The organism is Pandoraea capi (genome assembly GCF_902459735.1).
Classification (GTDB): Bacteria; Pseudomonadota; Gammaproteobacteria; order Burkholderiales; family Burkholderiaceae; genus Pandoraea; species Pandoraea capi.
Map to the genome: position 1 here is coordinate 77,909 of NZ_CABPRV010000004.1, position 14,151 is coordinate 92,059.

A 14,151-nucleotide genomic window follows, 5' to 3' on the forward strand; every position below is an offset into this window, starting at 1 on the left:
TGAGGAATATTTTCACCGGGGCCCGATGCTATTTTTCGAGCGTGCCCTGATACGTGCCAAAGGTGCCCCCACACCCCCGGCGCGAGGCGCACTCCACATAGAACATATCGGAGACAACACCCCATGGACTCATCGCTCAGCCCCCCGGCGAGTCATACGCTTGACGTCGCACTCGATGCCGCCATCGACAAGGCGCCGGCGGCAACGACTGCGACGAACGACGGCACGCGCGTGGCGGGCGCGCAACCGGCATCCCCACTCGATCGTTATTTCGGTATCACGGCGCTCGGCTCCACGTTCCGCACCGAAGTGATAGCGGGTATCACGACTTTCCTCGCGGCGATGTACATCATCGTCGTGAATCCGGCCATCCTGTCCAAGACCGGCATGGCCTTCCCGGCGGCACTGACCGCCACGGTGCTCATCAGCTTCTTCGGCAGTTGCGCGATGGGGCTGTACGCGCGCAATCCGGTGCTCGTCGCGCCGGGCATGGGTCTGAACGCGCTGTTTGCGTTCACGATGGTGCATGGCGTCGGCATGCCGTGGCAGACCGCACTGGGCTGCGTGTTCTGGTCGGGCATTCTGTTCGCCTTGCTCGCCGCGCTGAACGTGCGACGCTTCGTCGTCGAAGCGATTCCCGCGAACCTGCGTTACGCCATCTCGTGCGGCATCGGGCTGTTCATCACCGTGATCGGACTGGTCAACGCCAAGCTCGTGGTGAGCGATCCGGTCACGGTCGTGCGTCTCGCGCATCTGTCGCCGCCGACTGTCACGTTCCTTATCGGGCTTGCGCTCACGACCGTGCTCGTCGCACGTCGCGTGAACGGCGCGCTGATGATCGGTATCGTCGTCACCACGCTCATGGCCGTGCCCATCGGGCGTCTCTGGGGCGACGGCAGCGGCTACTTCCCCAAGGAAATCGCCACGGCCACGCTGGTGAACTTCCAGGGATTCTTCGCCGCGCCGGACTTCTCGGGCATCGGTCAACTGGATCTGATGGGCGCGCTCAAGGTGGCTTACCTGCCGTTCATCTTCGTGATGCTCTTCACGGCGTTCTTTGATACCCTCTCGACCTTCATGAGCATTGCCGAAGCCGGCAACATGAAGGATCGCGACGGCAATCCGCGCAACATGCGTCAGGCGATGATCGTCGACTCGTTCTCGGTGCTCATCTCCGGCCCGCTCGGCACGAGCCCGGCGAACGCCTACATAGAATCGGCTGCCGGTATCGCCCAGGGCGGCCGCACCGGCCTGACCGCCGTGGTGTGCGCGTTGCTGTTCCTGCCGTTCCTGTTCCTCTCGCCGATGCTCTCGCTCGTGCCGGCCATCGCTACCGCCCCGGCGCTGATCCTCGTCGGTGTGTTTATGATGGAGTCGGTCGCGCGCATCGAGTGGCATCGCATGGATGAAGCCATCCCGAGTTTCATCGCGCTCGTGATGATTCCGATTTCGTATTCGATCACCGACGGCATCGCCTACAGCTTCCTCGCCTTCGTCGTTCTCAAGCTGTTCACGGGACGCGTGAAGGAGATCAAGCCCGCGATGTGGGTCGTGGCAGCGCTGGCCGTGCTGCTGCTCACGCAAATGTAAAGACAGAAGGACCCCACTCATGTCCACCGCAAACCCCACCACGACGGCCGCCGGCGAGCTTCGCGCCGTGCGTGCCCAACTGGTCTACTTCACCCACGATCCCGCGCGCGCCTATCTCGACGGCACGCCCGGCACCGTGCATCACACGGACGGCATCGTCGCGTTCGCCAACGGCCGCATCACCGCCGTAGGCGACTATGCCAAGGTGGCGCCGACGCTCCCGGCGGGCACGCCCATCGAAGACCTGCGCGGCAAGGTCATCACCCCGGGCTTCATCGACACGCACATCCACTATCCGCAAACGGATATGATCGCGTCGCCCGCGCCGGGCCTGCTGCCGTGGCTGGAGAAGTACACGTTCCCGACCGAGCGCCGCTTCGAGAACCCGGAATACGCGGCCGACGTCGCCCAGTTCTTCCTCGACGAACTGCTGCGCGGCGGCACCACGAGCGCGCTGGTGTACTGCACCGTGCACCCGGGTTCGGCCGATGCCTTCTTCAAGGAAAGCGACTCGCGCAATCTGCGCATGATCGCGGGCAAGGTGATGATGGATCGCAACTGCCCGGACTTCCTGCGCGACACGGCCGAGAGCGGCGCGCGCGACAGCGAGACGCTGATCCAGCGCTGGCATAACAAGGGACGTCAGCTCTACGCGCTCACGCCGCGCTTCGCACCGACGTCGACCGAAGCCCAGCTCGGCGTGTGCGGCGAACTCGCCGAGCAGTATCAGGACGTGTTCATCCAGAGCCACGTTGCGGAGAACACCGACGAGGTCGAATGGGTGCGCTCGCTGTTTCCGGGGCATCGCAGCTATCTCGACGTCTACGACCATTACAAGCTGCTGCGCAAGCGCGCCGTGTACGGGCACTGCATCTGGCTCGACGAGCACGATCGCCGACGCATGTTCGAGACGGGCACCGTCGCCGCGCATTGCCCCACATCGAACCAGTTCCTCGGCAGCGGGCTGTTCGACTTCGCCGCCGCCGAAGCGACGCGCATGCCGGTCACGCTCGCCACGGACGTTGGCGGCGGCTCGACCTTCTCGATGTTGCAGACGATGAACGAGGCGCACAAGGTGGCGCGTCTGTCGGGTTATCACCTCTGCGCCGAACGCATGTTCTATCTCGCCACCGAGGGCGCGGCGCACGCGCTGGACCTGCACGGCACGATCGGCACGCTGGCCGTGGGCGCAGAAGCCGACTTCGTGGTGCTCGATCCGAAGGCCACGCCGCTGCTCGCGCGTCGTACCGCACTGGCTGAATCGCTGGAGGAGCTGCTCTTCGCGTTCGCGATGCTGGGCGACGACCGTGCCATCGCCACGACCTACGCGGCAGGCAAGCCGGTGCATCGCCGCGCGGCGCACTGAGCAGTGAGATGACGCCTCGTTGCCGGGCGTAGGGATGACGACACGACAGCTGTCTTTGCGAGGAAACAGCCGCCGCTGCCTTGGCGCGGCGAACGTTTCCCCGCAGTCGCCGGCCGCGCGCAAGGGGCATGCGGCCGGGGATCTCCTTGGGCGGCTTCGGCCGCCCTTTTTTTGCATTTTGCACATCAACGAGCGGATGCTATAATCCGCCCCGATTCATTGGGGAGTAGCCGCCCTGTCATAGACATCTGTCTTCGGCAGGGGCGTACGTCAACAAACTTGGCCGGTTCCGGCTATGGCGTGCGCAGCCCTCGGGCCTGGCGAGACCGATGACGATGCTTCCGCCACCCGGGCCGGGATGCATTGTCATTGGCTCGCAATTACACGGCCCGGCGGAGAAAAATAAGGTGTCCCCATTCCTCGTATCGACCGGTGTGGTCGCGCTTGCCGAAATCGGCGATAAAACCCAACTGCTGTCCCTCGTGCTCGCCGCGCGCTTCAAGAAGCCCGTACCGATCATTCTCGGCATTTTCGTCGCCACGCTCGTGAACCACGGCTTCGCCGGCGCTGTCGGGGAATGGCTGTCGAGCGCGATCAGCCCCGCCATCATGAAATGGGCGGTCGTCGCATCGTTCATCGGCATGGCGATCTGGATTCTCGTGCCCGACAAGCTCGATGACGAGGAATCCAACACCCGCCGCAAGTTCGGGGTGTTCGTGTCGACCGTCATCACGTTCTTCATTGCCGAGATGGGCGACAAGACGCAGATCGCCACGGTCATGCTCGCGGCGCGCTATCAGGATTTCTTCGGCGTGGTGGCCGGCACGACGCTCGGCATGATGCTCGCCAACGTGCCCGCCGTGCTCGTCGGTCACAAGTTCTCGGGACGTCTGCCCACGCGCGCGGTGCACGCCGTGGCCGCCATCATCTTCCTGGTGCTCGGCGTGATTACGCTGATGCAGTAATGCAAAACGCCGGAGCCAGGCCATGCGTCGTCAGACGCGGGCATTGACTCCGGCGCTTTTGTTGCATTGCCCGGATCCGTTGCCGGGGGTTCCGCCGCCGGGTGTCGGCTGACGTCACCGCCGGCGCATGCCGTCTTACTTCCCGACCTGCTGCTGCACGCTGACCGTGCGTCCGCTCGGGAACGGCAACTGCTTGAGTGCCGCGTCGATCAGGAAAGGCATCGCGGAAGCCATCGAGGTGCCGGCGTCGCTCGTATCGGCCTGCACGCGGTACACCTCCTTGCCGCTGGCGCGGTCGGTGAAACGCAACTGCAAACCGGCAAGCGCGTAGGGATAATCGCGCTGGACATAGGCAGGCGGCGCCCCGTAGGGATAGCCGTACCAGCCCCACGGACGTCCCCACGGCCCCCAGGGGCCGGGCGCGAACATCGGATCGTAGGCCGGTTCCGTCACGCGCATCACCTGCTGCTGAATACCGTAGGTCATGCCGACCAGATAGTGCGCACTCGACGCACTTTGCTCACTGAAACCATCCCCCGACAGACGCGTGCGCAACCACTGCTCGTAGGTGGCGTGTTCCTGATTGTTCTGCTGCTCGGGCGTGCGCGTGAGCGCGTAAGTGCGCGGCCCGTCGAAACCCGGCGAATCGCCGAACGCGGTGACCTGACTGGTGACCGTGCTGGCGCATCCGGACAGCAAGACGCTGGCGACGGCCAACGTCGCCATTCCCCATCGTTTCCACATGATTCACAGCTCCCGAGTTAATCCAAGACCGGCCGGGCGTGCGGCAAATGCCCTTCCATGGCCGGTAACCTGCGACGATTTAAGCATAGGACGGCGCCTCGCGCACATCCGAGTCATTTGACGGAAGCGTTGAACGAAAATTCAGCAAATTTGGGGCTTGGACGCCAAGGTTGCGCCACTCCGTTACAATTTGTGAATCCTTGGCCGTCCGCACATTACCGTCCATGCTCAGAACCGACCTCGCAGGTGTCATCCAACGTTCCGACTATACGCCGCCAGCGTATCTAATCGACACCGTCCAACTCGACTTCGATCTCGCCCCCGATGTGACCACCGTGACCAGCCGATTGCGCTTGCACCGCAACCCGGTCGGCGCAGGCGGCGACCTTGAACTCGTGGGGCAAGGGCTGCAACTGGTCAGCCTCGAAATCGACGGCAAGCCGTGGTCCGGCTACCGCACCGGCGACGAGACGCTCACCGTGCAGGCGCCGCCGCAAGCGTTCGAGCTCACGCTCGTGACCCGCTGCCGCCCGCAGGAGAACACGTCGCTCATGGGGCTGTACGTCTCCGGCGGCAACTTCTTCACCCAGTGCGAGGCCGAAGGCTTTCGCAAGATCACCTACTTCCTTGATCGTCCCGATGTCATGGCGACGTACACCGTCACGCTGCGCGCCGAGCGCGAAGCGTATCCGGTGCTGCTGGCCAACGGCAATCTGATCGACAAGGGCGACCTGCCCGACGGTCGCCATTTCGCCGTGTGGGACGACCCGTTCAAGAAGCCCAGCTATCTGTTCGCGCTCGTTGCGGGCCGTCTGGTGTGCCGTGAAGAACGCATCGTGGCCGGCGACGGCCGCGAGAAGCTGCTTCAGGTGTGGGTGCAGCCGCAGGATCTGGAGAAGACCGAGCATGCCATGCACTCGCTCATCAACTCGATCCGCTGGGACGAGGAGCGCTTCGGCCGCGTGCTCGATCTCGATCGCTTCATGATCGTCGCCGTGAGCGACTTCAACATGGGCGCGATGGAGAACAAGGGCCTGAACATCTTCAACACGAAGTACGTGCTGGCGGATGCCGCCACGGCCACCGACGACGACTTCGGCAACATCGAAGCGGTCGTGGGCCACGAGTACTTCCACAACTGGACCGGCAACCGCGTGACCTGCCGCGACTGGTTCCAGTTGAGCCTGAAGGAAGGCCTGACGGTGTTCCGTGATCAGGAATTCTCCGCCGACATGATGGGCTCCGAGTCGGGCCGCGCCGTCAAGCGCATCGACGACGTGCGCGTGCTGCGTCAGGCGCAGTTCCCTGAAGACGCCGGTCCGATGGCGCATCCGGTGCGCCCCGAGAGCTACGTCGAAATCAACAACTTCTATACGGTCACCGTCTACGAGAAAGGCGCCGAAGTCGTGCGCATGTATCAGACGCTGCTCGGCCGGGACGGCTTCCGTCGCGGCATGGACCTGTATTTCGAGCGCCATGACGGTCAGGCCGTGACCTGCGATGACTTCCGCGCCGCCATGGCAGACGCCAACGGTCGCGACCTCACGCAGTTTGGCCGCTGGTACAGCCAGGCCGGCACCCCGCGTGTGACGGTCGATGCCGCATACGACGAATCGGCGCGCACCTACACGCTCACGCTCACGCAGCGCTGCCCGAAGGTCGGCGTCGAATTACAGGACGAAACGCTCGTCAAGCAACCGTTCCATATTCCGTTCGCTGTCGGCCTGCTCGATCGCGACGGACGCGACATGGTGCTGCGCCTGCAAGGCGAAGCCGCCGACGCACCGGCGTCGACCACGCGCGTGCTCGACTTCACGCAGGAGCGTCAGAGCTTCACCTTCGTCGACGTGGAGCACTCGCCCATGCCCTCGCTGCTGCGCGGCTTCTCGGCACCGGTCATCGTCGAACACGAATACACCATCGACGAACTCGCCTTCCTGATGGCGCACGACAGCGACCCGTTCAACCGCTGGGAGGCAGGTCAGCGACTGGCCACGCGTCAGTTGCTCGCGCTCGTCGAATCGATTCAGATGGGCCAGTTGCCGAGCGTGGACAGCTACGTGCTCGAAGCTTTCCGGCAAGTGCTGCGCGACGAAACGCTCGATCCGGCCTTCCGTGCGCAGGCGCTCACGCTGCCGGCTGAGTCGTATCTCGGCGAACAGACGACGGAGATCGACCCGGCGGCGATTCATGCCGCACGTCAATATCTGCGCCAGCGTCTGGCGGCGTCGTTGCACACCGAGTGGCTCGCGGCATATCACAACCATCGCGTGCCGGGCCCGTACCAGCCGGACGCCGCATCGAGCGGCGAGCGGGCGCTGAAGAACCTTGCCCTGTCGTACCTGATGGAGTTGTCTGACGCCGGCATCGCACAAACGGCGCATACGCAATACGACACCGCCGACAACATGACCGACCGTTTCGCAGCGCTCACGGCGCTCGTGCAGCGTGGCGGCGCAGCGCGTGAAGGCGATGCGGCGCACGGTCAGAATCATGCCGCCGATGCGCTGGTCGACTTCTATCAGCGCTTCGAGAACGAGCCGCTCGCCATCGACAAGTGGTTTGCCCTGCAAGCGATGCAACGCGGTGACGGCAGCCATTGCGTGATCGATGCGGTACGCGCGCTGATGCGTCATCCGGCATTCACGCTGAAGAACCCGAATCGCGCGCGCTCGCTGATTTTCAGCTTCTGTAGCGGCAATCCCGCGCAGTTCCACGCCGCAGACGGCTCGGGTTACCAGTTCTGGGCCGAGCAGGTCCTCACGCTCGACGCGCTCAATCCGCAAGTCGCGGCGCGTCTGGCACGCGTGCTCGATCGCTGGCGCAAGTACACGCCGGCGCTGCGCGAGCGCATGCGTGAAGCGCTGGAGCAAGTGGCGAAGCACACGGCACTGTCAAAGGACGTGCGCGAGATCGTCGAGAAGGCGCTCGCCTGATCGCAGATCGTCAGACCCGCCGCTTTCCGGAGAGCCGGTCATGCAGCCGTGACGACACCCATCTTCACGGCTGCATGACTTCGAAGTATCCGCATCTGACGTAAAGCTTGTAGGGCCAGCGCGGCCCGACGCCAATCAACGGCCGCAGCGCCGGCACCGGAATGACAACCTCGTCGAACGCCCCTGCCATCAGGTGGTTTACGGGATCGTTGCACAGCGTGACCTTGCCGCTCATGGCGCTGATGGTCAGATGCACGTCCTGCCCCGGATAGTGCGGCGGATCGCGAAACGTCAGTTGATAGATCATCATGACGCGCGCATCCGGCGGGCTCTCCACCTCGTAAGTCCCGTTGAGCAGACTTGAGCGAAATGTCAGGCGCAGCGCCTCGTCGAAGGCGGCATGAGACGCGACGGGCGAACGGACTTCCCCGCGCACGCTCCACCAGAACGGTGAGCCGTCGATCGCTTCGAGCTTGACGTCGACGGGCAAAAAACGCTTCTTCTCCTCGCCGTCGTAGCACCACGCGCGCATACACCCGTCGTAATGCAACGCCCCGCGTTCCGGTGCGCCCTGCTCATCGATCGTGACGCGTGGATAACGAGTGTCGACGGAAACTGGCGGCACGAGATCACCGCGCGAAAGTAGAACGAACTCTTCCATGCGCTACCTCCCGACTTCTGCTCTACAAACCTGAGTCGTTGCCGCGAGCGCGCTTTCCCGCCTTGCCAATGCTCCCACCACTGCATCGCAACTCGCATAAGGCACGCCGCTTGCTTGTGATTGATCGTGTGCGTGCTATTTGCAGCGGAGTCTAGTCAACCAAATGCATTTGCGCACCTGTCAACCCTGACAGGTGCGCCGTCCCGAATGCTGCGTCCATGATGAAAAGCGCCGCCGATGCGTGTCCGTATCGGGGAGTGATTCAGCCATCCGCGCCCGCCCGGTCTGGCCCGGGATGGCGAATGACGTCGACCGGGCAGCGCTCGTCAGGCAGGCCGTCGCACGATGATCCGGCACACGCGCTTGCCGGAGCTGGCACTTGTGACGTCTTCTTCGTGCAACACAATGCCGTCATGCAACGCGGCGCGCACGACGGCTGGCTCGAAGGCGCTGTAGAGACGACCATCTTCGTGCCGGTGATCGGCGCCCTCGGTCACGCGCCACGACACGTACAGCACGCCGCCCGGGCGCACGAGCGTCCAGAGGCGGTCCGCGGCCTGCGCGACTTCGTCGGCGGGCAGATGCATCAGCACCGTCTCGCACAGCACGTTGTCGAACTGCGCCATTACGGTGTCGAGCATCGGCAAGCGGTCGAGGTGAAACGTCACCCAGGGGAAGGATTCGCGCGCCAGTGCCACCAGTGCGGGCGATGCGTCGTAACCGGTGACGTCGAACCCCTCTTGCGAGAGCCACGCGGCGTCGCGCCCGTTACCGCACCCAACATCGATGGTCCGCCCGCCCGGGACGAAATGCCGCACGAGCAATGCGTACATGTCGTCGGGCGGCGGCTGGTTGAGCCACTCCTCGCCATAACGCCGGGCATTGGCCTCATAGGCCGCTTCAGTCTGCAAGTCCGCCATGATGGGAATCTCCGGGAGGGCTCGAAAGCCCTCGAAAGCTTTCGCAAGTCTCCAGCTTAACCAACTATTGCGAAATCTTCTCGAGCGCGATATCCCGGGTGCGCGGCCCCATCAGACCGATGGAGAGCATCACGATCAGCATGGCGCACGAGATGAAGGCGAACACGCCCGTCACGCCGAAATTGCGCAATACCGATGCAATCAGAAACGCCGTGAAAATGGCCGAGAAGCGGCTCCACGAATAGACGAAGCCCACCGCGCGCGCACGAATGCCCGTGGGGAACAGTTCCGTCTGATAGGCGTGATAGCTGTACGACATGATGTTGTTCGCGAGCGTGAGACCGATACCCATCGCAATCAACAGGACCGACGAGGTGACTTGCGAGAACACCATCCCGCACACGATGCCGATACCGGCTGTCCACACGATGGCGTGCTTGCGCTCGACCTTGTCGGCCATCCACAGCCCGATCAGCGGCCCGACCGGCGCCGCGAGCGCAATCACGCTCGAATAGGCGAGACTCGTCGTCACCGTGATGCCCTGCTTGATGAGCAGCGTCGGCACCCAGTTGGCGAAGCCGTAAAAGCCCACCGTCTGGAAGATGTTGAAGAGAATCATCATGATCGCGCGCTTGCGATACGGCGGCACCCACATGTCGCGAAATGCGCTCTTGGGTGCGACCGGCTCGGGCGCGCCCGGCGGCGGCAGCGGCTTGCCGTATTCGCGCTCGACACTCGCTTCGAGCGCCGAGAGTACGCGCTCGGCTTCGTCGAGACGCCCCTTCTGGGCGAGCCAGCGCGGGCTTTCCGGCAACGCGCGGCGAATCCACCAGACGAACACAGCGCCGTGTGCACCGATGAGCACGACCCAGCGCCAGCCTTCCAGACCGAACAACTCACGAGGCACGAGCCAGTAGGAGAGCAACGCGACAACCGGCACCGCCGTGAAGCCGACCGCCTGCTCGCACGCGAACGCACGGCCGCGAATCTGCTTCGGGACGAGTTCGGCAATGTACGTGCCGATCGTCACGAGTTCGACACCGATGCCCAGCCCCACGACGAAGCGCCAGAAGTTCACGCCCGTGGCCGTCTCCTGAAACGCCATGATGACGTTGGCGACCGTGTACCAGAGCAGCGAGCCCGTGAACACGGCGCGGCGTCCGAAACGATCGGCGAGAAAACCGCACGCGATGGTGCCGATGAACAGCCCCGAGAATAGCGCGGCGATGAAACTCGCCACGCCGGTGGTGCCGAACAGGCCCGGCGTCGTGGGCGTCAGAATGCCGCTCTTCACGAGGCCCGGCGCAATGTAGCCGGTATAGAGCAGATCGTAGAGTTCGAAGAAGAAACCGAGACTGAGCAACACCACCAGCTTCCAGACAGTGCGGGTGGGGGGCAATCGGTCGAGTCGGGCGGAAATGTCGCCTGCGGTGAGGCGGGTGGCCGCAGTCGTTGCTTGCGCGGCGTGGGGCATGGAAGGCATCGATACGTCGGGGGATGGCATGAAAATCGTCTCCGGGCCTGTTCGGTCATGGCCGAACTGCTCACTGACCGACGTCTCTCCGGACGTCGGATACACCATGAATCGACAGGCGCGAGGCCGAAATTGTGCCACGAATAGCGCCGCGCCAGTCACCTTTGCCACGTACTACGAAAAATTGCGATGTTCACCAACAACAGCACAGTGCGCCACAACACTCGCGACCGGCAGCACATCCTCACGGATTGCACGGGACCGGCGGCATGCGTCGCGCCTGTCGAAACCCGATGCTGCGCTACGACGCCACCGTCGCCTTCAATTCATCGAAGCTGACGATGCGCCCGGCAAGCGCGCTCGCCGCGACCGTGTAAGGACTCGCGAGCCACACACTGCCCGGCCCCGAGCGTCCGGGGAAATTGCGGTTGATGGCGCTGATCGTGACCTGATCGGCCGACGTCGATTGTCCCGGCCCGCAGTTCGCGCATGCGCCGCATCCCGGCGAGATGAGCGTGACGCCCGCCGCCTCGAACGTCTTCAGATACCCCTGCGCCTCGCAGTAGGCATGCACGTCCATCGTGCCGAATTGCAGGAACAGCGAGCGGCCTTGCGCAACACGAAGGCCCTTCGCGACGCCCCAGGCGAGCACGTCGTGATAGGCGTCGAAGTCGTCGCGCTTGCCCGCCGTGCAGGAACCGCCGTAGGCAATGTCGATGGCCACCGGCGCGTCGAGCTCCGCGAGCGCAACGCCGTTGCCCGGATCGCCGGGACGCGCCAGCATGGGCGTGAGCGACGCGGCGTCGACGCGAATCACGTCGCGATAGCGCGCGCCGGGGTCGCTCGTCATCCACGGTTCCAGCGCGAAATCGATGCCGCGCCGCGCCTTGAGGAACGCCACCGTCTTCTCGTCGGGTTCGACGATGCCGGTGAAGCCGCCCAACTCCGCCACCATATTGGTCAGCGTGGCGCGCTCGTCGACCGACATGGCCCGCACGGCGCTGCCCGCATATTCGAAGACGAGGCCGATGGCGTCGCCGCTGCGAATCGCGTCGAGACGCAGCAGATGCAGCACGACGTCCTTGGCGGTGACGCCCGGCGCGAGTCGGCCGTCGACCTCGATGCGCAGCGTCTGCGGCACCTTGCAGCGCACGTAGCCCGTCACCCAACTGTTCGCGATGTCCGTGGCGCCCGCGCCGAACGCGAGGCAGCCCAGCGCGCCCGCGTGCGGCGTGTGCGAGTCGGTGCCGATCACGATCTGCCCCGGTAACGCATAGCGCTCGGCCATCAGTGCGTGGCAGATGCCGTCGGCACCGGCCGCGCCCGGCTCACCGTCCTGCGTCAGTTGCCCATGCGCCAGCACGGGATAGCGCGCGACGAATTCGCGATGGCCGCTCGTCAGATTGGCCACGCCCGGCAACAAGCCATGCGAGACGTGCGGAAAGCTCTGCGCCGCGAGCACCAGATGGTCCTGAAACGCGATGATGCGGGCGGGATCATGCAGCGCCGCCGGCTCGCCGAACGCGCGATGCATCAGATGAGCGCACATCCCGGTGAAGTAATCGTGCGAGAAGCGCCAGTCGACACGCAGGAATACGCCGTCGCCATGCGCTGTGCCCGGCGTGGCAGGATGCAGACGCCGCGCCATGATCTTCTCGACGAGCGTACGGGGCGTGGCATCGGCTGCCTCGACGGGGGCCAACGGTGCAGGCCACTCGGCGAACTTGCTGTAGGCGAGCAGACCGCCGCTGCGGATGATTTGCTGCGTGAGGGCGTCGCGCCCCTTGAGAAATTCGGTGATCGGAATGGACTCGCCGGCAAGAATACGGTCGAGCACACCGAAGTCGGTCGTCGTCAGAATGCCGATGTTGTCGCAGTTCTGCTGATAGATGCGCTCGAAGCTCTCGGCGACGATCAGCCGGATGCCCGCCGACAACTCCGCGAGCGGGCTCGATTCACGCGACGATCCCTTGCCATATCGCTTGCCCGCTACGGTGACCTGAAAGCCACCGCGACGCACGTCGTGCTCGCCGATGGGCATCTCGTTTCCCGCTTTGAAACCAACGTAGGGGTAGCGGCCAAGTCGCTCGTCATACGTGAGCATGACGGTCACCGGCGTGATTTCATCCGTCGAAACGTTGTCGCGCAGCGCACCGGCTTGCGCACGCGCGATGGACTCGCCCGACAACTGACGGCGCACGATGGCCGGGTCGTCGGACAGAAACAGCACGCGGCCGTCGAAACGAATGGTGTCTTCCATGCGGCATTACCTCCGGAAGACAGCATAGCGGCCGCGTCATCGCCCTGCCGTGCCGTCTCGGCAAGCCGGGCGTGATCGATTGCGAAGGGCGGACGTGAAGGCATGTGCGCGAGGCACGCGCTCAGGACGTTGCCGTGCGCCGCCCGCGCGCGGGGATGGCTCGGCCGTCGGCCGGACGAGGCGGGGCAGGCACGCGGGGATGGCTCAGCCGTCGGCCGGACGAGGCGAGGCAGGCGCGCGGGGAGCGTCGGGCGCGCCGTGTGCCTGACCTTGCTGTCCCTGCTGTCCCTGGGCGAGGAAATTCACGACCGCAGACGCCGTCGCACTCAGTTGCTCGCGCGAGGGGAAGACGAGCCACAGTTGCCGGTGCGCCCACTCGTCGGTGAGCGGACGCACGACGATATCGAGCTTGCCGACATACAACTGCCCGACCTGCTCGGGCGCGATGGCGATGCCCAGCCCGGCATGCGCCATGCGGCAAAGGGCGTCGAGACTGGACACACGAATCTTGATGCGCAACTGTTCTCCCGCTGCGCTCGCCTGCTGCCGCAACATCTGCGTGAGTGCACTGTTGCCCTGAAGGCCCACCAGCGTCTCCCCGACACAGGCCGAGAACGGAATCTCGCCGGTGCGCGCGGCCAGCGGATGCCCTGCGGGCAGAATCACCGCAAGCCGGTCACGACGGTACGGCACCATCGTGAAGGCTTCGATCCCTTCGACGGTGTTGCAGATGCCCACATCCACGGCCCGCTCGGCCACGCGCTGGAGCACTTCGTTGCTGTGCTGCTCGTCGAGTTCGACATCCACGGCGGAGAACACTCGCCCGAAGGCGGCCAGATCCTCGGGCAGGAACTGCACGATGGCCGACAGGTTCGCCGCAATCCGCACGCTGCCACGGGCGCCCTCGTGAAATTGGGACAACTCGGCGCCCAGCGATTCGATCGTGCCTAAAATACGTTCGGCATAACGGCGCACCGTCTCGCCGACCGGCGTGACGGTAATGCCGCGCTGATGACGCTGGATGAGGGGGAGTCCGACGATGGCTTCGATGTCGGCAATGCGACGGCTGATGGCCGACGGCGCGATGAATTCGCGCTCGGCGGCGCGCGCCATGCTCCGCTCCTGGCAGACAGCCACGAAAAGACGCAAAGAAGTGAGGTCAAGCTTGCGGAGAAGGTTTTCCATACCCGTACGGCAATACACCGGAAATGCCGGAAACGCCCGGCTGGCGCGGC

The 14,151-nt window shown here is 64.6% G+C and carries 10 protein-coding genes and 1 riboswitch; of the genes, 4 read left to right on the forward strand and 6 right to left on the reverse strand.

Annotated elements, in window-relative coordinates; all coding sequences use genetic code 11:
• The first annotated feature begins 123 nt into the window (after positions 1-123).
• The 3 genes from PCA20602_RS10410 to PCA20602_RS10420 all read left to right on the forward strand — a co-directional run bounded on the left by PCA20602_RS10410 (position 124) and on the right by PCA20602_RS10420 (position 3,921).
• On the forward strand, positions 124-1,590 hold the full coding sequence (locus PCA20602_RS10410; protein WP_242559225.1) for an NCS2 family permease: 1,467 nt from the start codon (positions 124-126) through the stop codon (positions 1,588-1,590).
• Positions 1,591-1,609: 19 nt separating this feature from the next.
• Positions 1,610-2,956 (forward strand): guanine deaminase, encoded by a 1,347-nt coding sequence (guaD, locus tag PCA20602_RS10415; RefSeq protein ID WP_150721180.1) that lies wholly within the window; start codon positions 1,610-1,612, stop codon positions 2,954-2,956.
• Between the two features lie 209 nt (positions 2,957-3,165).
• A riboswitch (yybP-ykoY riboswitch) is annotated at positions 3,166-3,350 on the forward strand.
• A 13-nt stretch (positions 3,351-3,363) separates the two neighbouring features.
• Entirely contained in the window at positions 3,364-3,921 is a 558-nt protein-coding gene (locus PCA20602_RS10420) for a TMEM165/GDT1 family protein (protein ID WP_246182118.1), read from the forward strand.
• Positions 3,922-4,056: 135 nt separating this feature from the next.
• Here PCA20602_RS10420 and PCA20602_RS10425 read toward each other — a convergent pair whose 3' ends face one another.
• Complete coding sequence (locus PCA20602_RS10425) at positions 4,057-4,665, reverse strand: DUF4136 domain-containing protein (RefSeq protein ID WP_150721182.1); 609 nt, start codon at positions 4,663-4,665, stop codon at positions 4,057-4,059.
• A gap of 224 nt (positions 4,666-4,889) precedes the next feature.
• On the opposite strand from PCA20602_RS10425, the gene pepN reads away from it, so the two are divergent.
• The gene (gene pepN / locus PCA20602_RS10430; RefSeq protein WP_150721183.1) at positions 4,890-7,601 is read left to right on the forward strand and encodes an aminopeptidase N; all 2,712 of its coding nucleotides are present in this window, start codon (positions 4,890-4,892) and stop codon (positions 7,599-7,601) included.
• Between the two features lie 64 nt (positions 7,602-7,665).
• Here pepN and PCA20602_RS10435 read toward each other — a convergent pair whose 3' ends face one another.
• The 5 genes from PCA20602_RS10435 to PCA20602_RS10455 form a co-directional block, all read right to left on the reverse strand.
• A complete protein-coding gene (locus PCA20602_RS10435) occupies positions 7,666-8,262 on the reverse strand; it encodes a hypothetical protein (RefSeq protein ID WP_150721184.1) in 597 nt (198 codons plus the stop codon).
• A 326-nt stretch (positions 8,263-8,588) separates the two neighbouring features.
• Positions 8,589-9,182: a class I SAM-dependent methyltransferase gene (locus PCA20602_RS10440; RefSeq protein ID WP_069344771.1), complete on the reverse strand. Its 594-nt coding sequence runs from the start codon at positions 9,180-9,182 to the stop codon at positions 8,589-8,591.
• Between the two features lie 64 nt (positions 9,183-9,246).
• Complete coding sequence (locus PCA20602_RS10445) at positions 9,247-10,686, reverse strand: MFS transporter (RefSeq protein ID WP_425495662.1); 1,440 nt, start codon at positions 10,684-10,686, stop codon at positions 9,247-9,249.
• Positions 10,687-10,957: 271 nt separating this feature from the next.
• Positions 10,958-12,916 carry an aconitase family protein gene (locus PCA20602_RS10450; RefSeq protein ID WP_150721185.1) on the reverse strand — a complete coding sequence of 653 codons (1,959 nt, stop codon included), beginning with the start codon at positions 12,914-12,916 and terminating at the stop codon, positions 10,958-10,960.
• Between the two features lie 204 nt (positions 12,917-13,120).
• Positions 13,121-14,101, reverse strand: a complete 981-nt coding sequence (locus PCA20602_RS10455) for a LysR family transcriptional regulator (protein ID WP_246182119.1) — start codon at positions 14,099-14,101, stop codon at positions 13,121-13,123.
• Positions 14,102-14,151: the final 50 nt, after the last annotated feature.